The sequence below is a fragment of the Parabacteroides sp. FAFU027 genome (genome assembly GCF_022808675.1).
Lineage (GTDB): Bacteria > Bacteroidota > Bacteroidia > Bacteroidales > UBA7332 > CAXXIC01.
This window is the reverse complement of record NZ_JAKZKV010000006.1, coordinates 110375-136728: the sequence shown is the minus strand read 5'-3', so window position 1 is coordinate 136728 and position 26354 is coordinate 110375. Positions and strand designations below refer to the sequence as shown.

Annotated in this window: 21 protein-coding genes and 1 tRNA gene; 10 read left to right on the top strand and 12 right to left on the bottom strand. The window is 44.6% G+C overall.

The window, feature by feature from the left end:
* Positions 1-114 precede the first annotated feature (114 nt).
* Positions 115-543 (top strand): VanZ family protein, encoded by a 429-nt coding sequence (locus MLE17_RS18970; protein WP_410795623.1) that lies wholly within the window; start codon positions 115-117, stop codon positions 541-543.
* Here the strand turns inward: MLE17_RS18970 and MLE17_RS10850 are convergent.
* The gene (locus tag MLE17_RS10850; protein ID WP_243348820.1) at positions 455-1117 is read right to left on the bottom strand and encodes an ABC transporter ATP-binding protein; all 663 of its coding nucleotides are present in this window, start codon (positions 1115-1117) and stop codon (positions 455-457) included. The genes MLE17_RS18970 and MLE17_RS10850 overlap by 89 nt on opposite strands.
* A gap of 322 nt (positions 1118-1439) precedes the next feature.
* Here MLE17_RS10850 and MLE17_RS10845 point away from each other — a divergent pair, with 322 nt between their 5' ends.
* From MLE17_RS10845 to MLE17_RS10835, 3 genes are all read left to right on the top strand, one after another.
* Positions 1440-1724 carry a YtxH domain-containing protein gene (locus MLE17_RS10845; protein WP_243348819.1) on the top strand — a complete coding sequence of 95 codons (285 nt, stop codon included), beginning with the start codon at positions 1440-1442 and terminating at the stop codon, positions 1722-1724.
* 151 nt (positions 1725-1875) lie between these two features.
* The gene (gene porV / locus MLE17_RS10840; RefSeq protein ID WP_243348818.1) at positions 1876-3012 is read left to right on the top strand and encodes a type IX secretion system outer membrane channel protein PorV; all 1137 of its coding nucleotides are present in this window, start codon (positions 1876-1878) and stop codon (positions 3010-3012) included.
* Between the two features lie 27 nt (positions 3013-3039).
* Positions 3040-3687: a WbqC family protein gene (locus MLE17_RS10835; protein ID WP_243348817.1), complete on the top strand. Its 648-nt coding sequence runs from the start codon at positions 3040-3042 to the stop codon at positions 3685-3687.
* Here the strand turns inward: MLE17_RS10835 and MLE17_RS10830 are convergent.
* The 3 genes from MLE17_RS10830 to MLE17_RS10820 all read right to left on the bottom strand — a co-directional run bounded on the left by MLE17_RS10830 (position 3647) and on the right by MLE17_RS10820 (position 9767).
* Positions 3647-4723, bottom strand: coding sequence for a thioredoxin-like domain-containing protein (locus MLE17_RS10830; protein ID WP_243348816.1), 1077 nt, complete (start codon positions 4721-4723; stop codon positions 3647-3649). The genes MLE17_RS10835 and MLE17_RS10830 overlap by 41 nt on opposite strands.
* A 219-nt stretch (positions 4724-4942) precedes the next feature.
* Entirely contained in the window at positions 4943-6769 is a 1827-nt protein-coding gene (locus tag MLE17_RS10825; protein ID WP_243348815.1) for a peptidase U32 family protein, read from the bottom strand.
* A 271-nt stretch (positions 6770-7040) separates the two neighbouring features.
* On the bottom strand, positions 7041-9767 hold the full coding sequence (locus tag MLE17_RS10820; protein WP_243348814.1) for a PA14 domain-containing protein: 2727 nt from the start codon (positions 9765-9767) through the stop codon (positions 7041-7043).
* A 1178-nt stretch (positions 9768-10945) separates the two neighbouring features.
* On the opposite strand from MLE17_RS10820, the gene MLE17_RS10815 reads away from it, so the two are divergent.
* From MLE17_RS10815 to MLE17_RS10800, 4 genes are all read left to right on the top strand, one after another.
* Entirely contained in the window at positions 10946-11827 is an 882-nt protein-coding gene (locus tag MLE17_RS10815) for a hypothetical protein (RefSeq protein WP_243348813.1), read from the top strand.
* A 213-nt stretch (positions 11828-12040) separates the two neighbouring features.
* Positions 12041-14281 (top strand): RICIN domain-containing protein, encoded by a 2241-nt coding sequence (locus MLE17_RS10810; RefSeq protein ID WP_243348812.1) that lies wholly within the window; start codon positions 12041-12043, stop codon positions 14279-14281.
* A 355-nt stretch (positions 14282-14636) separates the two neighbouring features.
* Entirely contained in the window at positions 14637-16199 is a 1563-nt protein-coding gene (locus MLE17_RS10805; RefSeq protein ID WP_243348811.1) for a thioredoxin family protein, read from the top strand.
* 439 nt (positions 16200-16638) lie between these two features.
* A complete protein-coding gene (locus MLE17_RS10800; RefSeq protein WP_243348810.1) occupies positions 16639-17589 on the top strand; it encodes a T9SS type A sorting domain-containing protein in 951 nt (316 codons plus the stop codon).
* 160 nt (positions 17590-17749) lie between these two features.
* Here MLE17_RS10800 and MLE17_RS10795 read toward each other — a convergent pair whose 3' ends face one another.
* Together MLE17_RS10795 and MLE17_RS10790 are read right to left on the bottom strand one after the other, a co-directional pair.
* Positions 17750-17944 carry a hypothetical protein gene (locus MLE17_RS10795; RefSeq protein ID WP_243348809.1) on the bottom strand — a complete coding sequence of 65 codons (195 nt, stop codon included), beginning with the start codon at positions 17942-17944 and terminating at the stop codon, positions 17750-17752.
* A 114-nt stretch (positions 17945-18058) separates the two neighbouring features.
* Positions 18059-18532, bottom strand: a complete 474-nt coding sequence (locus MLE17_RS10790) for a hypothetical protein (protein WP_243348808.1) — start codon at positions 18530-18532, stop codon at positions 18059-18061.
* A gap of 428 nt (positions 18533-18960) precedes the next feature.
* Between MLE17_RS10790 and MLE17_RS10785 the strand changes: the two genes are divergently transcribed.
* On the top strand, positions 18961-19341 hold the full coding sequence (locus MLE17_RS10785; protein ID WP_243348807.1) for an HU family DNA-binding protein: 381 nt from the start codon (positions 18961-18963) through the stop codon (positions 19339-19341).
* 137 nt (positions 19342-19478) lie between these two features.
* Here the strand turns inward: MLE17_RS10785 and MLE17_RS10780 are convergent, their stop codons facing one another.
* The 6 genes from MLE17_RS10780 to MLE17_RS10755 form a co-directional block, all read right to left on the bottom strand.
* The gene (locus MLE17_RS10780) at positions 19479-20804 is read right to left on the bottom strand and encodes an MFS transporter (RefSeq protein ID WP_243348806.1); all 1326 of its coding nucleotides are present in this window, start codon (positions 20802-20804) and stop codon (positions 19479-19481) included.
* A gap of 21 nt (positions 20805-20825) precedes the next feature.
* Positions 20826-22823 carry a type I pullulanase gene (gene pulA / locus MLE17_RS10775; protein ID WP_243348805.1) on the bottom strand — a complete coding sequence of 666 codons (1998 nt, stop codon included), beginning with the start codon at positions 22821-22823 and terminating at the stop codon, positions 20826-20828.
* Between the two features lie 210 nt (positions 22824-23033).
* Positions 23034-23792 carry a LytR/AlgR family response regulator transcription factor gene (locus MLE17_RS10770; protein WP_243348804.1) on the bottom strand — a complete coding sequence of 253 codons (759 nt, stop codon included), beginning with the start codon at positions 23790-23792 and terminating at the stop codon, positions 23034-23036.
* Positions 23793-23802: 10 nt separating this feature from the next.
* Complete coding sequence (locus tag MLE17_RS10765; RefSeq protein ID WP_243348803.1) at positions 23803-24873, bottom strand: sensor histidine kinase; 1071 nt, start codon at positions 24871-24873, stop codon at positions 23803-23805.
* On the bottom strand, positions 24870-25235 hold the full coding sequence (locus tag MLE17_RS10760) for a hypothetical protein (RefSeq protein WP_243348802.1): 366 nt from the start codon (positions 25233-25235) through the stop codon (positions 24870-24872). The genes MLE17_RS10765 and MLE17_RS10760 overlap by 4 nt, the downstream gene beginning before the upstream one ends.
* A 163-nt stretch (positions 25236-25398) precedes the next feature.
* Positions 25399-25471: transfer RNA gene (locus MLE17_RS10755), tRNA-Pro, on the bottom strand.
* A 213-nt stretch (positions 25472-25684) separates the two neighbouring features.
* On the opposite strand from MLE17_RS10755, the gene MLE17_RS10750 reads away from it, so the two are divergent.
* A complete protein-coding gene (locus tag MLE17_RS10750; protein ID WP_243348801.1) occupies positions 25685-26299 on the top strand; it encodes a porin family protein in 615 nt (204 codons plus the stop codon).
* Positions 26300-26354: the final 55 nt, after the last annotated feature.

Sequence of the window (26354 nt, the reverse complement as noted above, 5' to 3'; positions counted from 1 at the left end):
GATAAAATCCATTAATCACAGCGTGTTTGTCTGTGAATTATATACAACAAATATAATCAATTTTGTCAAGCGAGAAACGATTCCGTATTTTTGGTTCCAATAAATGATTTCGATATGAGAAAATTTAAAGCTATATATCTTTTGTCACCAACAGTTTACCTGGTGATAGCTTATCTGTCTTTAGCACCCAGACACTTTAAAAGCCCGATAGACCTGGGCTTTCTTGCTCCGGATAAAGCTGTGCATTTTACAATGTACTTAGTTGCAGCTTTTGCGACAATGTTTGAACTATCCCGTCTTAGACTCCTGGGGAATAAACGTAATATTATTTGGTTGGCAATAGTCCTTCCAATCTTGTTTGGCGGATTAATGGAGATACTTCAGTTATATGTCCCATTTCGTTCCTGTGACATTCGTGACTTTATTGCAAATTCTTTAGGTGCAATAGTTGGTTTTATACTATTTCGGATAATATCTGTCCGTCTTTCATGGATATCACGCGATCAGTCGCCTTCGCAAGATCGCGATCGTGAGTCACGATGATGAAAGTCTGCTCAAGCTGCTGACGAAGCTGGAAAAAGAGGTTATGCAGCTCCTCTTTGTGCTGCGTATCTAGGCTTCCGGATGGCTCATCGGCCAAAATCACAGCCGGTTTATTAATTAAAGCACGGGCAACAGCAACGCGCTGCTTCTCCCCTCCCGAAAGCTCCGAAGGCTTGTGCTGAAAACGTTCGCTCAGGTTCAGGAAGTCCAGGATTTCCTTCGCACGCTTCTCTGCTTCACTGCGTTTGGTCTTGGCAATGAGTGCGGGAATCATCACATTCTCCAGGGCCGTAAACTCCGGCAGCAACTGGTGGAACTGGAATACGAATCCGATATGCTTGTTGCGGAAAGCCGAAAGCTCCTTCTCCTTCAGGCGTGAAGTCTCGCATTCGTTGATAATCACTCTCCCCTTGTCCGGTTTATCCAGCGTACCCATGATTTGAAGCAATGTGGTTTTACCCGCTCCGCTCGTGCCGACAATCGCCACCACCTCCGCTTTGCTGATTTCCAGATCAATTCCTTTCAATACTTCCAGGCTCCCGAAACTTTTATGGATATTTTCTACGCGTATCATTTCCGTTTAATTTTCTGCAAAGGTAAAAGATTGCACTGAAATCCAATATTCCCTATCCTGAAAAGGTGTTTTCAAACTATTGATTGCCTGTATTGTTTTAAATAATAGAAGGGATGAATTTACAGGCATGGAACATAATCCGGGATTCGTGAACGTATATATCTGATTTCAGTTTACTTCAATAAAGTGAAACCTTTCAGAAGAAGGTTTGGCGCACATTCTCCTTTTGGGCAACCGTGATGTTGTCGAATCGGGAATTCTTCCTCATCCATAAACTATTGATTGGCATAGCCTATTAATCTAACCTTAAAAGTATGATATTATGAGTACAGCAAAAGTAATTTTCTACTTCTCGGCAGGTTTGGTAACCGGTGCATCCCTCGGCGTTTTATTTGCCCCCGAAAAAGGCAAAGGGATGGAAGCTGGCAGTAGAATCCTGAAGATGAAAGACGATTACATCGATGAGTGGAAACAAAAATTCGATGACTTCATTGACGGAGTTTCCGGGAAACTGGAAAAAGTAAGAGACACAGTTAATGACCTGGCAGACCAGGCTCAGACTAAACTGGAAAGTGTAAAACTCGAGACACGGAAAGAGCATGAGTAAAACGAATCAAAACGCTTTGTAAGCCGCAACTTTTAGATAAGTATGCGGCTTTTCTTTTGCGATAAATGCATTCTTAAATTCATTCCCTCTCACCCTCATCCCCTTAATCCCTAATTTCCCTATCTTTGCATTCTAATTAACGTAAAAGACGATGAAAAGATATTTAATCACTCTTCTATTTATTGGCGTAATTTCCAACGCTACTTATTTAAAGGCGCAGGAAGAAGAGATAGTATATAATCCCTTCACGCAAACAGCGCAATTCTTAAACTATCCTACTGATGCCCGCGGTGCAGCAATGGGAAACATTGGAGTTGCATCTTCTGCCGATGCCAATTCTCAATTTTGGAATCCAGCAAAATATGCCTTTATTGAATCAAAAATTGGAGGCCTCGTTTCCTATACAGACTGGACAAGACCAGGGGTTAATGACGTTTCCCTTTTCAATACAGCTGTTTACTACAAATTGAGTGACAACCAGAGTTTAAGCACTTCATTTCGTAGATTCTCTCTTGGTAAAATAGAGATAACAGATGCCGGAGGTATGGTTATGGGAAATGTAAAACCCCGGGAAAACGCTATTGATCTGAGCTATTCACGGAAGCTATCAAAGTATCTTTCCGGAGCAGTAACCCTTCGTTACATTGCTTCTGACATGAATCACTTTATAAAGGAAGAAAACCTAGAAGCAGATGCTTACGCCGGCGATATTGCTTTATTTTATACTCATCCTATTAATAATTCAGAGGAGGATAATGGCTATAAATTAAAAAGAAACTGGAGTCTGGGATTTAATCTTACAAATCTTGGTACTAAAATTGATTATCCTACTGCAAAAAACTTTCTACCGGCTAATCTACGTCTCGGAGGAGGAGCTTATCTCTCTATTGATACTGAGAATGCTTTTGCTCTTAATCTTGATATAAACAAAAACCTTACTCCATCTTATCCATCCTGGGATGGAGATGAAGAAAAATATTATACCCAATTAGAAGAATACTATGATATGTCTTCGATCAAGGGAGTCTTGAAATCCTTTAATAAAGATCAAATGCAGGAGATTATTTATTCCGGGGGAGTAGAATACAACTATAAAGAGCGTTTATTCCTAAGAAGCGGATATTCACTTCAAAAGGAAGGAGTACAAGGATCTCTTTTTTCATTTGGGGGAGGTCTCAAATTGCACGTATTTAACGTCGATGTTTCATATCAAGTATCAAAATGGAACACGAATCCATTGAATCGTACTTTGTGTGTAGCGCTTTCACTAAACATTGATCGACTGTAATAAAACCAATAACATTCAGCAACACTTATGGATACCGCATATCTCTCAACCGCCTATCTCCCACCCGTTCAATATTTCTGCAAGCTTTACCATTTTCCCAAAGTGGTGATTGAGCAGCATTGTAACTACGTGAAGCAGACTTACCGCAACCGCTGCAACATCGCTGCCGCGAATGGTGTAATGCCGCTAACTGTTCCGGTAGAGAGAACCGGTGATGCGAAATGCCTGACGAAAGATGTTCGCATTTCAGACCACGGCAACTGGCAGCACTTGCATTGGCAGGCCATCGTGTCGGCATACAACAATACCCCGTTCTTCGAATATTACCGGGATGATTTTGAGTCTTTCTATCAGAAGAAGTACGATTTCTTGTTTGATTTCAATGAGGCGTTACGGTTGAAAATTGAAGAATTGCTGGAGATTTCCCCGGAAGTATCATTTTCCCAAACCTATGAAAAAGAACCTGGGGCAAACAGTTTCGATTTTCGCGAAACCATTCACCCCAAGAGAGATTATACGTTGGACAGCGAATTTACGCCGCAACCTTATTATCAGGTATTTCAGGAGAAGCTCGGCTTTTTACCGAACCTCAGCATTATCGATTTGCTCTTTAATATGGGTCCTGAGTCGATTCTTATTTTAAGGGATTCTCATTGTTCTCACAAACAGAAGTAACCTTTCCTCCTTTGTCCATAACCAATAAAACCGGTGTACGATTAATGCCGGCTTTGCTGATATTATCGTTTTGGAATCCTCCCCTGACGATAATCTGCTTTCCTTTATAACCGCCTTTGGCTACAGCTGCCTTCCATTCCTCAGCTGAATTGTCAAGGCTGACGGCGATGTAGTTTACTGAATCTTTCTTCGCTTTCTCAAACTGTCCGGAGAGCTTCTTATTGAGATAAGCCGAATATTTATCATCGCTTTGCCAGAATAGCACCACCGTTTTCTTGCCCGATGCCGGATAGAAATAATCCTGCTTCAATTCGCTGTTATAAGCCTGGAAGGAAAGCATGGCAAAACCTTTCTTCAACGGCAGTTTACCCGCTGTTTTTAATTCGCTATGCGGCAGGAACTCTTTCAGCTCGATTGCATCAATTCTGGGAATCAGCTTCTGTAAAGTAACGAGGTCTGAAGTCTGAACGTAGTAATCGCGCAGCGCAATAACAGCAGCGGGAGAAGTACGGTTCTTCCCGATAAACTGTTCCGTTTTCTGAGCCCATGTCTTTTTAACCGATTGCATTTGTGCCGAATAAAGCAGCTCTTCGTAACGCTTCAGGCTGTCGCTGCTCCAGGCCTTATCGGCTTGTTGTTTCGCTTTGGCCAGAGCCTCCATTTCAGGCTGAATGGATTTGCGGTAAGCACTCAGTTTAATATTGACCGAATCGCCATCAATCATAATAGAAGAAGACGAACTGATATCCCCGCTAAAGGTCAGGCGGGAATCTTCATCGGCATAGAACGTTACCGATTTATTATCCGGCAAAATCAAGGTGTACAATTCCGGCTCTGAAGGAGCCTTGTCAAACGCTAACACACCGTTCTTTGCCTTCAGCGTATCAATAACCGGGCTGTTGGCGCTGCCCGAAACCAGATAGACAGGCGTACTACCCAATCCTTTAATCTCGCCATTGATAAAGTGGTTGTTATTCCCCTTTTTGCAGGAGCTCAACGCCACCAATAATGCCATAAAAAGCAATGTCTTCTTCATAGTTGTCTATTTATATTTAGCCACGAATTCACGAATTGATTTTATCGAATTATGCCTTATTCACACGTATCTTTTTCATATAATGAAAAAGAAATATCACCTTATTATCAAGTATGGAAAGGTGGAAATTATTCGTTTTTCAGTCTTGAAAAACATTCGTGTTTTTTTAATCAGGCGATAGTTGTTTATTTAGATTCGTGAATTAGTGGCTGAAATAGTTTATCCCTGATAAACCCTCATCTCGCACTTCCCACAATCAAACTCCAACCTTAGTCGGGTGTTTTTATTCACCAGGTAAAGCGGTTCGCGGTAGTCAGCTTTCGCCTTGTGATGCACAGGACACACGCCCAGCGCATATTTGACGCAATGTTTCATAAACATCAGCGGCACATCTTTGAGCGGATTCAGCTCGAAGGCCGGCGCTACTTCCTTCACCTGATGCTGGAAATAGAAGCGCTCCGCCTTTTTGTTCGCCACATTGGCCAGATAGGTCAGCTTCTGCTCTACAAACGGATGATTCGTCTCCTTTATGCGGGCAATCGGCTGGCGGAAGGCAATCCGGCGCACATTCTCCAGTTTCTCTACGCCAATTCTGCGCCATTCGGCCAGCTGGGAAGCGGGAATAAACCAATCCCCGCGGGTCTTTACCTCAACGTTTGTAGCGGTAAAAATGGTATTACCCAGTTTAGAGAGTTGTCTTGATGTATTTTCCCGTTGCGGGGTTTGCGCCGATTGTTTTTCGTAAGGAAATGTAACGGATGCAGACTTCTTATTCTCATCCGTCAGCGTCAGGGCAAAGCCGAAAGGTACTTCCGACAGTTCAATGGAAATATTTATCTTACGCTCTGCGGTAGGCTTGGAGAGTTGACGTTCAAACTCCTGGTCAAAGTTGCGGTAGAGCTTGGTCTTCGCCTTGATAGTAGGCATCTCTGCCGGAAACACGCGGTTATCCTCCACGCGGTTCACGCGGAAACCCACCAGGTCGCCCTTTTCGTTGATAAAGCAGAGTCCATCGCCGTTATTCAGCGTAACGATGCCTGAAACTGTAAAGAAGTTACGGCCCAATGCTTTTACAAAGCCCACGAACTCGCCCTGCGATTTAGGCGTATTGAAGTTGGCAATACTTTCCTGCTTAGTATTTTTCTTGTCTATGTAATAATCGGTAAATCCGCGGTTGAAGCTCTTCTCCGGTGCAGGCGTGAAGTTGAAGCTGCATTTGCCGGAAGAGGCTGCGCGATACTCAGGGCGGCGGCTGATGATTTCATCCAGCTTCTTGCGGTAATAGGCGGTAATGTTTTTGACGTAGGAAGTCTCTTTCAACCGGCCTTCAATCTTGAGCGAGGTAACGCCCGCATCGAGCAACTGCTCCAACGATTCGGAGCGATTCATGTCTTTCAATGAAAGCAAGTGCTGGTTGGTAGCAATGACTTTTCCGTTGGCATCTTCCAGCCGGTAAGGCAAGCGGCAAAACTGTGCGCACTCGCCGCGGTTTGCACTGCGGTTGGTGTAGGCCTGGCTGACGTAACATTGTCCGCTGTAGCTGACGCAGAGTGCACCGTGAACAAATACTTCCAACGGGACTTTGGTCTGCGAGGCAATCTCTTTTATCAGGGGAATGGTCAACTCACGGGCCAGCACCACTTGTGAAAATCCGCACTCTTCCATAAACTTCACCTTCTCCACGGTGCGATTATCGGTTTGCGTACTGGCATGAATGGCAATCGGCGGAAGGTTCAGCTCCAGGATACCCATATCCTGCACGATAATCGCATCCACACCAATACGATAGAGGGAGTGAATCAGCGCTTCCGCTTCGGGAAGCTGGCTGTCAGTCAGGATGGTGTTGAGCGCAACATACACGCGGGCATCGTACTGATGGGCAAAGGTCACCAACCGTTCTATCTCTTCGAGGGAATTACCAGCCGCGGCACGCGCACTGAATTGGGGAGCGCCGATATATACCGCATCAGCGCCATGACGAATGGCTTCAATACCGGTATCGGCGTTTTTGGCCGGAGCCAGAAGTTCTATGTTTCGGATTCTCATTAATTTATCGGGGAAATATGTCGCAAAAGTACGAAAAAAGAGAGGGTTTGGCAAGTATGGAAATCAATGGTTAAAATATCGGGCTGCTATACCACAGAGTTTTTGTAAATCCGACAAGCGGCGTCAAGCCGCTGTTCGGTGTGGGCTTTACACAAAGAACCACAGAGTAGATTTCCCTAACCTCTGTGGTTCTGCGTACTCTTCTATTGCTAAAGCTGCGCCAAAAGAGTGTTTATTAATAACATTCTCCCCTTATCTATTTCTTCCCGTCTTACTTTATCGCAATTACTTTATTGACCACATTCTCATTTGTGCGAACCGAGACAATGTACATCCCGGCAGGGATTTTACTCACATTAACCTGTTTGCCCGGTTTCTGAATCTCTGTGTTCAGCATCGGTTTTCCATAGAGGTCATACAACGTCAGGGTAGCTTCCTCATCACTGTTGTCATCCATAGAGACATTCATCATTCCGTTAACGACGGGATTGGGTGAGACGGAGACTCCGACAGCACGACTTGTAGTGCGAATGCCCGCTGAAGAAGACCCGGCATACAACTGGCTTTGAGGAACCGCCTCCCTGGATTGCAATGCACTTGCCCATTCCAGCTTGCAACCGGCCGAATTGGTATTTTCAAAGTATTCCACCTTGATATCGTATTTCTGGCCTGCAGTCAGGGTGATGGTTCCGGTATAGGTAGCACCGGGAGTCCCTGTCCACTTATCAATCACCAGCTGATTATCCACCCATACGCGGCAGGCATTATCACCGGTGGAATAGAAGGTATAGGTACCCGAATATCTCGGTTGCACCTGGCCGGTCCATCTTACGGAGAAGGCATCGGTATTAACTCCTGCCATTGGGGAACCGATTCCCCAGCTGAAATTAATATTCGCATCAGTCCTTGTACCCACCTGTGTTTCAAAATTCATCCCGTTATAATAGGTGCCGGTCAATCCCGTTCCGGTTCCCACTACCCCCCCCGGATTTACCGAAAGGTTATTGGCCTCGCGGATCAGCTGGAAGATATGATCGGGACGCACGACGCTATAGTTGGAGTTGAGCGAATTCATCACGTTCTTAAAGCTGGTCGGGGTAATGTTGGTCCACGGCTGAGCCTGGATGATGATGAATTTAGGCTTTGTCCCATCCCATCCTGAAGCGGCAGAGGCTATGGCATCCTTCATCGTCTGTTCGCTGTAGCAATAGTTGCAGGAAAGCGGCATGCCGGGAAGGCTTGAATTGTATAAGCTGAGCGCCCCACCCGTATTCTGGGCAGTCATACCGAGCAATGTCGGAGCGTTGTTGGCAAATGAGAGTCCCACGTTCAGGTTTATCCCGCCTGTGATGGTGTTCCATACGGTGACTACGCGGAATCCGGCCTGATTATTGTACTCTTCCGTTTTGGTCGTGAACTGAGTCAGGCGCGAGCTGGTCCAGTTGTTGGGATAGGTGTAACCATAGCCGGAAGGACCCGAAATCAGGTTATCGTTGTCAGTCGCTGTCTTATAGAAATAGTTGAGCGCACCGGGCATGGCATCCACCATAGCGGGCGACATGGTCCAACCCATTGGCACGGAGCCGCGGTCGGCATTGTTCCAGAGTTTGCGCAACAGGTGCTCGACGTATTGCAGGTTGTCCCCGTCACTCAGTACGAACGCTACGTAAATCTTGTTTTGCAACATCGGTTTCGCCGGCATTGGTCTGACAGTAATGCCCCTTGGCATCCCGCTGTGATAAGTCAGGTTGGTACAGAAGTCGCTGGCGATGGTGGGAATTCCATACACGGAACCTCTCGTTACGCCCGGCTCCTCTTCGGGCCACCAGCCCATATAGTTGGAACCGGCAGGCATGCTGGATAAGAAACGGCTGAGTAATAAGTTTTCGGCAGAGACCTTCGGATCAAGCCAGATCACGGCAGCCCCCAGGGCTATCGCATATTCACGCAGGGAAGATTTATGAACTTCCGGATTTAACCCGATCAACAGGCGGTGGTCAATATTTGGCCAATAGGTATCGTACAGGGTTTGATAAATCTGCTGCTTGCTGGTAAACTTACCCCGCAAATCCACCAACACCGGGAAATTATAGGGAGTTGACGTTAGTTTGGCCTGCAATGATGGGGAAGCAATGATCGCATTCTGGTCTTTCGCGAGTGTGGCCGCCAGGTTTACCGTATGGATCTGCGCCGGATCATAAACGATAAGTCCGGAGATCTCCTTGCGGTATTTGCTGACAAGCACCCAGTTACTGGATTGCTCCAGCCATTTCGACCCCAGGGATTGCATCCAGGTATATGCCCCCTCGGCTCCGGAATCCCCTTCGTAGGAGAAGATGCGTGGTTGAGTCCTGTTGATAATTCCTTTCAACGAAGAGAAGAGGTAGAGTTCCGCATCCGCATTATCCTGCGTCACCCCTACATAATCCACCTTGGTATAGGAAGCGCCTTTCCAATAGACACGTAGCTCGATAGCCTGACTGTCCGCCGGCATCGAAAAGGCAAGTTTAAAACTCATATAACTGCCTGCTGTAGTAAATTGCAGGCGGGTAACGGTCTGAGAAGCGAGCGTGGCTCCGGTCGTTGCATTTCTCACATCAATAACGGCTATCGCATCATCGCTCCCCGTATTACTATCAATCTTCATCCTGAACTCCGCCACGTTTGGCCCGGCGGTGACGTTTCTGTCTTTGGGCCCGTATATCATGTACTGGTTGGCCGCATCTACCCCCACCTGACACAACCAGCCATCGGTCTCCAGCCGTCCTGTATTATGGGAAATGGTAGAATCTTCAGCCTGCCAGCGCCAGGTTTTGGCGTAAGGCGTAACGGAGCCGTTCAGGTAAATCAAATCCTGAGTAGCCGCCGGCGCCGGGAATGAAGGAAGCAATTGTCCGTCAGGCCAGTTAATCTGAGCCATAGTAAACGTATAAAATGACTGCAATAAAAGAAGAAAAAGCAATGCCGCAATGTTTCGTGGTATTCTTAGGGCTTTCATAATTGAGTTATAATGGTTGATCATTTAATGCTTTGATTCGCCGGGATGCCTATCCGGGATCTTCAGCCGGAGTCCGATTCCCGTGCTTGTTTACCAATAAAAATCAGGCTGCTGAAGAGAAGGTAAAGGAACTCATTTCCGCGAAGACCGGACAAGACTTTAAAATCAATAAATAACAATATCTGACCAAAAAGCATCCTCTGCTAGTTAATAGGGTGTGCTGAATGCAATCGTTCCACACCGGTCAGCGGCTTAATGCCGCTTGACGCATATTTCATATTCTCCAATTAATACGACATCAATTCCATCCTATTACATATAACTGTTTTTGTAAATTCAAATTGGGATATCGGATAAGAAACAAGAAAGCAAGCTAATTCAATCATCCTTAATCAACGCTATTACGGTCTTGTCGAAGCTCGAATTAGGCGTATTAAAGCTCCGACAGGGCGTATCCAATCTCCGACAGGACGTGTTAAAGCTCCGACAGCTCCTGTTCAAGCTTTAACAGCCCCGATTAAAGTTCCGACAGGGCGTATCCAACCTCCGACAGAACGTATTAAAGCTCCGATAGCTCCTGTTCAAGCTTTAACAGCTACGATTAAAGTTCCGACAGGGCGTATCCAAACTCCGACAGGACGTGTTAAAGCTCCGACAGCTCCAGTTCATGCTTTAACAGCCCCGATTAAACCTCCGACAGGGCGTGTACAGTCTCCAACAGGGTGTGTTAAAGCTCGGATACTCCCGTAGAGGCTTCATTTCCTCCTATAACAACAACAATTAGCGGTAGTCAAAATCATATTCGACCCGATAAAGCCTCCATCAGAGCAAGATTGACCTTTTTATCTACCTCGTTGATTAAATAGTGTACCAGCAAGAGCAAATATTTCATCAAATTAGCAAATCCAAATACGGATTTAGTAAAACCATAGCTATACACCTATTCCCAAAAGCCCAACATGTGAAATATTCATAATAAAACAACTCATGATGAAGCATTTTTAATCCTTAGTTCATCTTTTTACATAGCCGCTATAATAAATACTTTTTACCATGAAAACTATTACACACTATCCCCGTCTTGTTTTCTTGCGAATCAGACCTAACAGGTTTTGAAAACCTGTTAGGTCTAACCACACACAATCCATTAAATTCAAACACATCTAAAACAAAATATTATGTGCTATCTCAATCGTTATTTATGTCTTGCAGCATTTCTGGTTTGCAGTTTGTTGTCGAAAGCGCAATTTGATTCGGAAAAGTATGACAAAGAAAGTTTTCTCTTAGGAATGCTGGATGAATATATGGGGTACCAGCGGGTATTCAAGCCTGGCGTTGACGGTTTCAACTATCACCGGGTAGATGTTTACCTAAAGGGTCAATTAGGGCAAGCTCTTTTTATCGACTCTCTTTTTAGTACGGATTGTCCTGATATATTTCTTGTAAACAACGGAGCTCCCAAAGGAATAAAGTTGTATTCAGCTGCTTTATCTGCGGCTATCGACAAGTATTTCGACTACAAACCTTCCTGGAACAAAACGCTTAAAGGAGATACCATTTATTCCGGTGATCTGAGGCAAGAGATGCTGAAGACGGAGAAGCAGAAACTGTCCTATCTACTGGGCGCTTTTATGCGTTTTGGGAATTGCGAAACCAAAGAAGGTGAACCCGGCAAGGACAAAAAGATCATGATGGAAAAGTATCCCGATCACCCAGGCATTCACATGATGGACAGGATTGATCCCAACAAGAAAGATGCTAAATGTATCAAATATTGCATCGAGACACCCAACGCTCCCCGAAAAGCTCAATTATGCGCCCAATTACTGATGGAGCTCTGGTGCGAAGAGGTTCAATATATTTTCTACAAAGGTTATTTCCCAAGTTCTTATTTTGCCATATTCAAACCTTCCGAAAAAATCCAACGAATGATTGACGATGCTGAGCATTTGAAAAGTCAGATCGCGGCAATCAATACTGACAAAATAAAATTCACTCCTGATGGCAAAAAGTATGTCTGGGTGGAGCCTTATCGACCCACAATGAAAAAGAGTAAATAGGGGTAATGTCTTCATTGCCGTCAGCTTCAGCTGACGGGAAGGAAATTCAATCACAATTCCGGCTTTAGCCGAAAAACTATCAGGCAAAGCCGGAATTGGAAGCATCCCTTTTATACGTCAGCTAAAGCAGACGGCAATGAATATCCAACTACCGGACATCATAGAAAACCCCTTCAACACAAAATAATATTCTACTATAACACACATACCCAAATGAAGAATCTAAGAAAAACATTGTCCTGTAAGCGGACAAAGAAACAGATGCTTGTCATTCTTACATCCGTCATGCTATTGATGGCTCCGGTCATGGGGCAGGCACAAACCGATTTATCAGCCAACAAGCCCCTTCCCGCATCCAAATACCACCTTCCTTATTTCGGAAAAGCGAAAGTATTGCCCGGTAGCCTGAGTGACGGCATCCGCTTCCGAATTGATGATGGTGCATTTACCGCCGAGGTACTCTCTGCCCGCGAGGGTGTGATCACTGTGCTAAACCGCAATGAGAAAGAGGGTGCAGTGGTCGAACTGAAACATACCGATGGCGAAACCTCCCAATACGCGCATCTGGGAGCAATAGCCCTTTCCCTGCATCTGGGCGATACGGTCAAAGCGGGGGGATTGATCGGTTTTCAGGGAAAGCTAAACAGCGATGACCCAAGCAACCAGTTGCATTTCACCATCAGAGATAAGAACAACCGTTGCGACACGATGCAATTGCGGATTATCCGCAAGATCAGTTCGGTAAAAGAGCCGGCAAAGAGTTCCGAAAATTATTCGATCGTAGCATTTCCATCCGGAAAATGTATCGACATCCCCAATGGTTCCGGTCTGAATGGCAGGGAACTCATCCTCTATGCCCGCAATGAAGGACCCAACCAGCATTGGTCACTCAAAAAAGAGGGGGATTACTACAAAATCATTTCCGAACACAACCGAAAAGCCATTACTGTGGTATTGGGCGAATCCTCTAAAAAGGCAATGATCGTTCAGGAGGATATCAAAGAGACCGATGCCCAACTCTGGACGGTGAAGGAGTTTGGTTATTTCCGTGCATTTATCTCCAAGGTGAACGGTCAGGCTTTGATCCCGGCAACCGGCGATACCCTGATGCAACTTAAACAAGCGGATGATCATACCGCCGGAGTCTGGACAATGAAACCGGCTGAAAACATATTTGCCATCAATAAAGAGACGCTTACACCCACAGAGATGAAAGCCGATCTGGACGAGTTGATTAAAACCCTGGCTAACAATCACCCGGACATGTATGCCTATACCACGAAGGAAAAATTCAATCAGGAAGTGGCCAAAGTGCGGCAGTCGATTAGCCAGCCCCTGCCGTACCGCGAGTTCTTTAGCCGGATGATCCGCCTGAATAAACTTTTTGACGGACATACGAACATTAATCCGATCGTCAATTCCCGTCAAACCATGAGTTATGCAAAATCCGGCGGACTCTTCTTCCCGCATCAGGTACGCATTGAAAACGGCAAACTCTTCCTCTCCTTCAGCCGGAATGATTCATCGAAAATAGAGATTCTCTCGATTAACCAGGTACCGGCCGGTCAAATCCTTTCCCAATTGGGCCAAACCACAAACTATGAAAAGCAGAAGATGAACGACTGGAATGTGCAAAGCAATTTTGGCCTCATTCTGCATGGAATCCTCAACATCCAGGGCCCCTGGTTTGAATACGAAACCCGCTGGAATCAATCAGGAATGAAAGCCAACACCACCGAACAGGGGATCACTGCTCAGAATCTGTTATCCGGCAACTCCCGGTACTACGACCGGAACGAGAAATTCCAGTACCGCTCTTTCGAGAAGGAGTCTATTGCCCTGATTGAATACAATACCTGCCCGATGAATGAAGAAGGTATAAAAGACCTGGACGCATTTCTGGTCAATAGCTTCAATGACATGAAAGAGAAAGGAATCCGGAATCTGTTTATTGATGTTTCCCGCAATGGCGGAGGCGGAGGTGATGAGGTGAACAGCCTTTTGTACAATAAGCTGAACCATCAGGCTCGCAACTGGCAATCGGTGATGTACAAAAAGATGCCGGGCCAGACAAAACTTGATACCGTACCGGTTCATCAATGCACCAATATAATTACCGACGGCTACGATGGCAAAGTTTATCTGATTCAGAGCGGTTACACCTATTCGGCGGCTGTAGGCGTGGCAGCCTGGTTTAAGTTCAGCGGGCGGGGAAAAGTCATCGGTGAAGAGACCGGAGGAACTACGGCTGCTTATGTTTATGCCCCCGTTCACCAGTTGCCAAACAGTAAGATCCTTTATCAGGTCTCAAATACCCTTTGGAAATTCCCCTTCGGTGCGCGAAAAGACCAGGGCATTCTCCCCGATGTTCCGGTCAGTATAGATTATTCTAAGCCTCATTTTGAACTTAATGATCTGAAAGAGTTTTTGATAAAGGGGGATAACCGGAATTAATGGAGACCTAACAGGTTTGCGACCATCGAAACGCAAAAGAGGCGCAACGAAATGCCCCGGAGGCACTGAAAAATGCGTCGTCGGTACTGAAAATCGTGAGGGAGGCACTGAAAAATGCATCATCGGCACTGAAAAGTGCGTGGGAGTCACTCCGAAATGCGTTAGAGGCGCTGAAAAACGCGAGAGCGGCACTGAAAAATGCGAGGGAGGCAGACTCCCGACCATTTTTCAGCCCCTCCGGACTGTTTTTCCGGGACAGCAACCAAAGTCATTGACATCAAAGAACACAATATGACGAAGCAATAGCATTTTATATGCCTGAGCTTCATTTTAATCCAATAATACTTAATTTACTATGAGAAAATTATCAATTCTTTCCGGATTAGCTTTGGGGCTGGTTATAGGGACATCCATTCCGGCAGCCAAGGCACAAAGTAATGAGTCGAAAACCGTAAATCTGGTCGGTACCACCTGGCGGATGGTGCAAAATCTCACTGGCAGTACCCCCTCCGGTCGAACGCTCTATTTCAATAAAAATCTGACCTTTGAAGGCCGGAATAGCAATGGCACCAACTTCAATAGCGGGAAATACAGGGTCTTTGACAATAACACCTTCGTGACCATTCATGACGGACTTAGGACAGCCAATCTTTACACCTTTACCATTCAGAATGATACGCTCCACTTCTGGGGGAATTTTCTGCAATCCAATATTTCCAATTCAGAGCATCAGATGACCTATATGCCTATTGATGAAATTTGGGTAAGAGCCAATGATATTACGGAAGAGAATAACGGAATAAAATTCAGCAATGACTCTCTGCTATCGACAGCATTAGATAAATCGGCCAAAGCAGGCAAGCTGATCTTCATGGATTGCTATACCAAATGGTGTGGCCCCTGCCGTTATCTGGCTTCCCGCATTTTCCCACTGAAAGAGGTGGGAGATTTTTACAATCAAAACTTCATCAACCTCTCCTTCGATATGGAGTCACCCGAAGGCAGGCTTATCGCTAAAAAGTACGGCGTCAGGGCTTATCCCACATTGCTGTTTCTCAATGCCAAAGGCGAAGTGGAACACATGTCCATCGGATGTGGTGGGGCTGAGCATCTGCTCTCATTGGGGAAAACAGCCATGGATAGCAACAATAATCTGAAAGCTTTGCAACAGAAAATCAGCAAAGGCGATCGTTCAGCAGAGACGTTGACCAACTACTTATCGGCCAATAGTTATGCTTCCGACAAGAAATCGCTTTTGGCAGAGTATTTTAATAACAAGACCCCGGAACAACGTTTGACTGAAGGTTCGTGGCGGTTGTATCGTTGGTTTGTGGATGATGTGGACAATCCGCAGTTTAAGTTCTTTGTCAAACATCGCGGTGAATACGAAAAGAAGTTCGGCAAGAAGGAGGTGACTGATAAAATCATGAGCTTACTCGATGCCAACATGCAGGATAGTGTGAAATACATTTCCCTGCGTAAAGTGGATCCGAAACTTTTCGCGAAGCATAAAACGTTTGCCGAATTCCGGATGGCGTATTACAAAGCCCGGTCTCAAAAGAATGACCTGAATAGCTGGAATAAGCTTTTGCAAAAGACGAAACTCTATCTGGCTCAGGATAGCATTTCCCCTTATGACTATAACGATATCAGCTGGTATGTGTACGAAAACTACAAGACCTTCAACGATAAAAATGCGTTACAGCAAGCCAAAGCATGGTCATTCAAGTCCTACCAGTTGAAACCGGAAGAGATACAGATCAACGATACTTATGCCCATATCCTGTTTGAACTCGGTTTCATTCAGGAGGCAATCAAGTTAGAAGAGTTTGCCCTGAAGCGCGGACAGGAAGAAAAAAGCGATTCGGTGAATTTCTTTGCCGATGAACTTGCGAAGTTTAAAAAAGCGTTGAATTAATAATTTCCGGAAGGGCATAGCTGATGAGGCTATGCCCTTTCTGGTTATAATTGGGAATTTAATTCAACTTATCAACTATATTTTCACTTACTTGTAAATTCCATATCTTCATGTTTATAAGTACATTAGCAACACACTATGCATGTGTAATTCTATATTTTTTTTCCACCTGCATTTTTCAAATTCAATATCTTCTATATTTGCCAATATTGATTTCAGTGATCAGACAAAATAATCCTGATTTGTAGAACCTGAAATTATAATCGCAGAAAGTTAACCCTGTTTTTATCACGATCTATTACGAAGAAAGACATTCACAACTGAGATTTACTCTCTACTCTGAATATTGATAGATCCTTCCCCATGACCTGAACCCTGTTTATTTATTTGATCGATTCAACCCTTAATGTTCATTTTTTAACCTTAAAAACGGATGATTATGAAAACCCTAATCTTGTATTCAGCGTGCGGACTATTGCGTTTAGTCAATGTTATTATGAAAAGCGTATCGAAGCATTTCTCTTTTAGATTGGTTTCAGTATTAATATTATCAGTTGGCAGTACGATATTTCAAAGTGCCGTTGCCCAGGAAGTCGTAAAATCGGTTCGTTTACAAGTAGCTTCCGGAAGTTATGTCGATGAACTCTATATCGGTTTTTTCACTAACGCCAGTGACGGATATGACGCATATGATTCCGAGAAAATGGACAATGGACCATCTTATCCTGAAATCTGGACTTACGCAGATGGAGTGCATATTGTAATAAATGGCTTTGCACCCTACACAGGATACAAACAGGTGCCAGTTGGATTCCAGGCCGGACAAACAGGTTCATTTAGTATTAAAGCTACAGAAATACTGAACTTTGATCCGGGAACAACAGTTATTCTGACCGATAACAAAACCGGAACATCTCAGGACTTAACCGTCAATCCGATTTATAATTTTACCTCAAATACAGAAACGTCTGATCGGTTTACATTGACAATATCCACAAAAGCAAGTACAACCACAACAACCTCTGCACTAACCGGAACCTCAACTTCAACAGTAGATCCTACATCTTCAGGCACAACTACTAGTGACTCTAACTCTACAATCCTTAATAGCACACAGACTTCCAACACAATAACCGGCTATACCATTTTAACAACCGATGCTTCTTTTCCTGCTGAAATATCAACCGATGGAAGCGCTATAACCTTAACCTTCAAAGACTCAAAATTCATTGGAATGAACGCTACTTTGTACACGATGTATGGAAAAAACATTACCAGTACGAAGATAACTGATTTGGTTGCCCGGATTGGTAGTAACCTGAAGAAAGGAATCTACATTGTAGAGATTAAATCCAAGAATCAAAAATGGACTCAAAAAGTGTCATTATAATAATGGTTCCGAGACTCGTATTTTCAGACGGACACTTTAGTCCGGTAATATAATCTCTGCACAGCAGTAATAACTTTAGCCTTCATCTCACGGAAAATGAAAATAGGACTCACTTCACGACGAAATGAGTCCTATTTTATTGGATAATTCTTTACCGGAATTATTTCTGTTCAGCTTTCTTTTCAGTTTTGCTATCGGCTTTTTTCTCGCCTTTTTTGCAGCAAGCTTTCTTATCGCCTTTTTTGCAACATGTTGCAGCCTTTGCTGTATCGTTTTTATGGCAGCACTGAGCCATTGCAGAACCGGATGCCATCAAAGCGGCAGATACGAATAATGATGCTATCAGCTTTTTCATACGATGTATTGATTTTAAATTGATTGATAATGCGAATATAATCAATAGTTTGCGAGGCGAAGCTCACTTAACAATATTTGTGCAAGCGCTGTATATTGCATTGATAAGTTTGCATTAAGAGCGTATCAAAAGGTTCAGGCCTACAGCCAGCAAAAAGTAGGCAAAATAAATGCAGACTGTAATTCCGATGATCTTCATGTATTTCATTGTTGCAGTACTTTCGCCCCTGAATATTGAGTAATTCGTGATCGTTCCTGCTGCACCCAATGCTCCACCAATCAACCCTCCGATAAATACCAATAGAAAAGGTAGCCCCCCGATCAGATATTCATGCCATGACATTTTGGCTACAATATGATGCACAGTTCCATTAATTTCCAATGTTGGGACAAACTCAAGAGGTACTCTCTTCGGATAAGCCTTGATAAAACTACCCTCCGGAGTTGGAATCAAATAGGGTTTCCCTTTTTCCCGGGATTGCTCTACAGGGATATTATCTATATATAATCTGGATTTTCCTGACAAGAACGAGGTCTCAATAACAAAATCTGAACCGGGGAAGTCCGGTAATTGGAAGCTGTTTTTCATAATATGATTGTGTTAAATGTTATTGCAATCAGAGTGTTACCCATTGGCATAAGAATCAATGGCAAATATAAAGGATGATTCCGACATTATATACCCATCATGAGCATTAGTCTAAAAGAAACCCCGCTTTTCCGCCTTGACCATACATCACTTTTCTACGGCCTTAATCCGGCTTGACGGAAGAATAGCATGGATTTGGCAAACATATTGATGATTTCCGGAAATGATACTGAAGGTTTTTGAAAATGAAAAGCAACTTATCATGAAATGATGTACATTTGCATATATCAAAGATGTACATCTATGCAATATAAAGATGTAGGTATATTATATAATAAGATGTACATCTTTGAGCATATAAATCAGGTAGTTATTAATAAACTTACCGTATCATTGATATAAAAGTAACGGATAAATATCAAAAAACTATGGGATTCAAATACATTGTAAAGACGAAGCGTAGCGGTGTGGGTGAAAAAAAAGCCAAATATTACGCAATACCTGTTCGTTCAGGCGAAATAGATACACGCCGGTTGGCTAAAGAGTTATCAGAACGTTGCACCCTGACAGAAACAGATGTACGGGCAACGTTGATTGGGTTAGTTGAAATTATGGAAGAATATCTCCATGAGGGATATAGCATAAGGTTGGAAGATTTGGGCCGGTTTACTGTTTCAGTGACCAGCGAAGGGCATGAAACGCCCGAAGAGTGTACCCCAAAACGCGTTAAGGCCAAAAAGATTTGTTTTATGGCTGATAAGCGCCTAAAAGAAAATCTGAGACGCGTGGAATTTGCCCGGAAGAAGTAAAAAACAAGTGTGTGGGGCGTCTCAAAATCAATACCGACAAAATTGATCTTACAAAATGATCGTTGAATCGTTCTTATCGCCCTGCTCGCCCCTCCGCAACTTTTGTTGGTAAATACGGAGGAAAGGGGCTTCTTTTGTCAACCTTTATCCTGAACAAACACAACCGACACAGCGGCAATCAACAGACAAACTCCAGCCATCAAGATGGCATACATGGAATCTGAGTGAAATACATATTTGACAATCGGCCCGTTGGCCAGACTGCTCACTATCTGAGGAATAGTAATGAAGAAATTGAAGATGCCCATATAAACTCCCATCTTAGCGGGAGGAATGGCTCCGGCCAGTATCGCATAAGGCATTGCCAGGATGCTCGCCCATGCAATCCCGATACCCACCATGGAAAGAATCAGCCAATAAGGATTGGTGATAAAGAAAATGGAAATCAATCCCGCCGCCCCAAAGGTCAGGGAGATGGCATGGGTAATCTTCCGGTTGGTCCTGGCGGCAATTCCGGGCAAAGCCAATGCAAAAAACATCGCTACCAGATTATAGACGCCAAAGAGTACGCCCACCCAGTCTCCGGCTTTCTGGTAAGCTTCGGAGTTGGGATCAATTGTTCCGTAAACGTGTTGAGCAACGGCAGGCGTGGTATATACCCACATTGCAAACAGGGCAAACCAGGAGAAAAACTGAACGATGCCCAGCTCTTTCATGGTCTTAGGCATACTGGCAATATCTTTGAGGATGACTGACAATCCCTTGTGCTGATGACTTTCTGCAGGCTGATCATCCGACTGGAACTGGCGATGAATTTCCGGCGGATATTCTTTAGTTTTGATTATGGTCCATGCGATAGCTCCTACCATCATGGCAGCTCCCGCATAAAACGAAATAATCACGTTGACAGGTACCTCTCCATTCGGGGTGTGTTTATCTACATCCATCCATTCCGACAGGATAAATGGTAGCCAGGAGCCAATCACGGCCCCTACTCCAATCAGAAAAGTCTGCACCGAGAAGCCCAACGTCCGTTGATTATCCGGCAACAGGTCGGCTACCAATGCCCGGAACGGTTCCATCGCCACATTAAACGAGGCATTCATCAGCGTAAGCATTCCTGCTCCCACCAACAAAGGCGGAACAATGGCTGAAAGCATAGCCGAATTGGGCATAAAGATAAGCGCCAGCGCTGCCAACAGTGCCCCGGCCAGGAAATAGGGTTTCCGCCGTCCAAGCCTGCCCCAGGTATGATCGGAATAATGGCCGATAATGGGCTGTATAATCATTCCGGTCAGCGGCGCCACAATCCAAAACCACGACAACGACCCGACATCAGCGCCAAAGGTCTGAAGGATGCGGCTCGCATTTGCATTTTGCAAAGCAAATCCGGCCTGAATACCCAGAAATCCGAAGCTCATGTTCCAGATTTGGGCAGAAGAGAGTTGCGGCTTTGTTCTCATGCTGACTATTTCTTTAAGTTCTTATTTTCGAAAAGCGATCAATGATGAAACCGGGGCAATGGTAATCCGGCTATTTTCGATATTGCCCAACCCCGACAGATTAATCTGGCCATCCTTTACTACAGCCATCCACTCCCCGTCAGGAACAGAAACCTCAACCGGCTGTCTGTTTCCGTTGTGAATCACCAGAATATCTTTCCATTCATCCCCATTGGCATGATCGGCAAGTATAAATCCGACCACACATTTTTGATTAATATCGAGAAAACGAAGATGGCTTGCCACATCCGCCTGCGTATTCATCCGGAAGGCGGGATGCTGCTTGCGCAACAGGATCAGATTCCGGTAATAGTCAAACAGATCGTGGTGAATGGTCTTCCAGTGCCAGTCAATCTCATTGATGGAATCGGGAGACTGGAATGAATTGTGAATCCCTTTTTTGGTGCGGAACAGCTCTTCGCCCGACAAGATAAACGGCACGCCCTGCGACGTAAATACAATCGTTTGTGCCAGTTTATTTTGCCGTTTGATCTGATCAGCCTTTGTATTAAACGGCGAGGATTCCCGCAGTTTATCGTTCAGGCACATATCGTCGTGACAGGAGACGTAGTTGATAACCTCATCGGGATTATTGGCATAAGGGGCTTGGGAATAGTTGACGTGAGAGTAATTCACCTGCGGATGTTGCGTAGCCCCCGTGATCCCAAACTTCAGACTCTCTTCCAGTCCGGATGTCCCGCCCACAAAACCGGGAGCCTTAGCATCGTTCCAACTGCCTTTTATGGCATCACGTAAGTCATCACTGAAGACGGCGATGCGCGGAAACTGCAAGCCATTCTTCTTCACTGCACGCAAAGACTCATCCAGCGGAGAAGCTCCGGCAGTCCATCCCTCTCCATACATGTAGATGGTCGGATCAATTTTATCCAGCTCTTTGCGGATTTGGTTCATTGTTTCGATATCATGAATGCCCATCAAGTCGAAGCGGAAACCATCCACATGATACTCCTTTGCCCAATACTTCACCGATTCGATCATAAACTGGCGCATCATCGGCTGTTCGGAAGCCGTCTCATTGCCACATCCGGAGGCATTGGAATAACTGCCGTCTTTGTTTTTCCGGTAAAAGTAGCCCGGTGCAGTCAGTGTAAAATTGGATTCATCAGTCACGAAAGTATGGTTATAGACCACATCCAGGATCACCCGGATCCCATTCCGGTGAAGAGCCTGTACCATTTGCTTAAACTCACGGATACGTGTCGCAGGATCAGCGGGATGAGTCGAGTAGGAACCTTCCGGCACATTGTAGTTTTTGGGATCATAGCCCCAGTTGTAACGGTTATCGCTCAGGCGGGTCTCATCTATCGACCCAAAATCATAAGACGGAAGCAGATGCACATGGGTTATTCCCAGCTCTTTCAGGTGATCGATTCCGGTAGAGAGACCTTCCGCATTCTTTGTTCCGTTTTCGGTTAAAGCCAGAAACTTACCTTTATGCTGAATGCCCGAATTGGGTGCAACCGAGAAGTCCCGGTGGTGCATCTCATAGATTACGATGTCTGTATGGTGTGTCAGAGATGGACGGACATCATTTGTCCAACCTTCGGGATCAGTGCTTTTGAGGTCTATGACAGCGGCCCGGATGCCGTTGACACCCACCGCTTTTGCCCATATACCGGGAGTCTCTTTCAGCCATTTCCCTTTATGTTGAATCTGGAAAGTATAGTATTTGCCTTTCAAATCCCCTTTTTCCATAGCAGTCCACATCCCCTGCAGCCCTTTTTTCATGAAAATGGTCTGAATTGGACGAAGATCGGTATCGTTGTTGTAGAGATTTATTTTCACTTTAGCGGCAGTCGGAGCCCAAAGGGTAAATATTGATCCAAGGGAAGAGTAGTTCAGCTCCGAATGATGGGATAATGCCGGAGTAAATTCGTCCGGAAGAGATTTTGCCCAGATAGAAACGGTGACAAAGATGAGCAGAAAAACCAAAACGGTTTCAAGGATATAGTTTCTCATGTCAGACGCGGAATTAAGGTTAGTTTCAGGTCTGACAAATTTCTAAATCTTTATCCCTTAATCAAATGGAATAGTGATGAAGTGAAGAATTGAAAGGATGAATTGGAAATGAGCAAATGTGGGAATTGGCAGATTTGAGAATCTGAAGATCAGAAAATGAGAGGAGCAGTCTCACCTCTACTTCAATAAGCCGTAAATGTTGAAGAGAAACTACAACTCCCCTTCGAGCCACGACAGGAAAAGCGGAATCTTCACCCGGCTCACCAGTATCTGTTCGGAAGTGGGAGGATTTAGCGTCACCTTCAGGCGGCTGTTGAAATACTTGGAGACAGACTTCACCGACTGGATATTGGCAATCACCCCGCGCGTCATCCGGAAGAAATCTTTTGGGTTTAGTAACGGTTCAATGGCATCCAGCGTGAAATCGGCAATGTAACGTTTACCTTCATGAGTGACAATGAAGGTCGCTTTTTCTTCCGATTGAAAATAGGCCACTTCAGAAGCATTGATCAGCAGTATCTTGTCGCCCAGCTTGATAGTAAAGCGTTGTTTGTACTCTTTGGTGGCTTTTCCCTGAAGCAGATTTTCCAGAAGACTCAAATCGAGCGCCGGTTTCAGAGTTGCCTTTTTGGCTTTGTTGACCGCTTCGATCAGCTCGTTTTGGTCGATAGGTTTGAGCAGGTAGTCGATACTGTTTACCTTAAATGCCTTTATCGCGTATTCGTTATAAGCCGTGGTGATGATCACCGGCGCATTGACCTTCACCTGTTTGAAGATCTCGAAGCACTGACCATCAGAAAGCTCCACATCCATAAAAATGATATCCACGGAGTTGTTCTTCAACCACTCTACAGATGAAGTCACAGAATCAAGCCGGTTGACAATCTCCATTTCAGGGAAATGAGTGTTCAGCAGTCTTTCAAGCTGGATTTGAGCCGGTTTTTCGTCTTCGATAATTAATATGTTCATGGTCTATGGTTTACGATTCGCTGGCGATCAATGGTAATTTTACTTCAAAAATATCTTCGTTTTTGACAATGACAATGGGCTTCTTGAAAATGGTATCGTACTGGCCTTTAATGCTTTTCAACCCAACGCCGTTAGAGGTAACTTCCGAAATCCGGAGCTGGATGTTATTGCTTATGCAAATAAAATCTTCCGTGGTATAGATCCGGATTTTCAGAGGCTTGTCACTGCTTACGATGTTGTGTTTGGTGGCGTTTTCAATGGCAATCTGAATGCTACAGGGAATAATCAGGCTGTCGAGCGCCCAGTGATCAATCTCAAAACTGATCTGCAATCCGGTATCGAAACGCTCTTTCAGCAAATCGGCATACATCGTGGCAAAGTCAATTTCCTCTTGTACAGAAACGACAGGATCAGCCTCTTTGTTCAGCAAATAACGATACACCCCGGCTAGCTTTTTGACAAAGTTGCTGGCGCGCTGGGCATCAGTCTGCACCAGATAATCCAGGACATTGAGGCTGTTAAAGAGGAAATGCGGATTAAGCTGCCGTTTGAGCTGGTCGTATTGGAAGCTGGCTTTTTTTCGCTTCTGAATCTCAGCGTCCAATGCCTTTTTGTGCGATTTCCTGTAGTAGAATATAATGTCGCATACTCCGATAATCACCGCGTTGACCATCAATGCCACAAAGAAAATAGCCCCCACATAGCCGCTGACAAACAGGTCATTCACGGAGAAATTCTTCCTCAACTGTAATCCGCAAAGAAACAGGGTTGCCATCGAGGAGAGAACGACTACGGCAAGCAGCGTCATCACGATCCGCTTCACCGTATTTTCTCCATAGCTGTAGCGTTTCCCGATATATTGGACCGCCAGGAAATCAGCGCCCACCATCAGCAGCGTTAATGGGTATTCTTTAAATATGGAGTTGAGCAAATCGCCGATATTATAGTGATAGTCGGCCTGCAGATAGGAAACTATTTCCACATACAATATCCGGAAAAGCAGTACCACGCCGGCCAGAATAGCCAGCTCCTTCCAGGTAGTGCGAGACTTTGTACTTGCTGCCGAACGTTCTTCTTTCATTTTGATTTGCTTTTTCTGACTATTAGAAAGGTAAGCCATCCCAGAATCTCTGTAACCAGCAACGTGGTAATGACCTGAGAGAGAACTACAGAATGAGGTAGGAGCACCAGCATAACATCTGCTCCCAGCGTTCCCAGATAAAATCCGGCCAGACAACTAATCAAAGCTATGGCAGCAGTAACATCAAGCGGAGTATCATTGATACGGGTAAGCATGACGATCATCAGGATGGTGAGAATACTCAACAGCCAGCCCGGATCAGCACTAAATGTACGGAACAAAGCAGTGGAAAGCACATGGGCGGCGGCGAATCCATGGATAATCAGATTTGCCCACTGTTGCTGGGAAAATGAGATCTTCATTATACAGAATTAAGGTTTTCAGATCGTGCGATTTTAGAAACGCACATGTGACGGTAAAAGTAATATTTTTCCCGATATAAATAATTGATTGGAAAGAATCTGTTTGAAGAAATCCCGGTGAGATGAAAAACAAAAAGCCGGTTCATAAAGAACCGGCTTACTGTCGGGGTGACAAGATTCGAACTTGCGACCTCGTCGTCCCGAACGACGCACGCTACCAACTGCGCTACACCCCGCTTGCATACAGTATTGCAAATCTATAAATAATTCGTGAAAATGAAATTGATTTGCCAAAAAAAGTTCTCAACCCTTTTGCCTGTACCTTTATCCAAAAGAAATTCAAACCATTGAATGAGTAAAATTGGGTTAATCATTTTCCGAAAATGCAGCACATTCCTTTTACTTTGTATCTTCAATTCTGTTAGAATAACCCTCAAAGTACACAGTTTATGAAAAAATCAATTGTATTGGCTGTCCTGGTTATCATTTCAGCCTTATCCTTATCGAGTAATGCTCAGGTCCGGTTCGGGATTAAAGCCGGATTGAACACCGGAAGCAACATTGCTGATGCGGCCAGCGATGCATCCATTTTAAGTAAAGAAGACAATTATAATGGCTTCCTCATAGGACCTACAGCCGAATTCCCCATTCCGTTGACCGGAGCGTCCATTGACCTGTCGGCGCTCTATTCGCAGAAAGGGATTGCCTTCAAGGACTTTGGCAAAGCGAGCGTCTCTTACCTCGATATTCCGGTCAACTTTAAGTACAAATTCGGCAGCCCGAAAATACTTGCCCTATATCTGGCAGCGGGTCCTTACGTGAGCTATGCGTTTTCCGGAAAATTCACCAATGATGAATTTAGCAATATTGACTACAAGAAACTGGATGTCGGAGCAAATGCCGGATTTGGAGTACAACTCCTCAACAACATCCAGGCAGGAGCCAATTACAGCTTCGGATTGGCTAAAAATGTGGCACAGGTATCAACTGATGGCGTTAACTTCAACAACGTCGATTATAAAAACGGACTTTGGTCCATCACGCTGACCTATTTCCTGAAGTAAATTTCATTTAGATAAATGACGCGTAGTAGGAGGATATTCTCCGGCTACGCGTTTT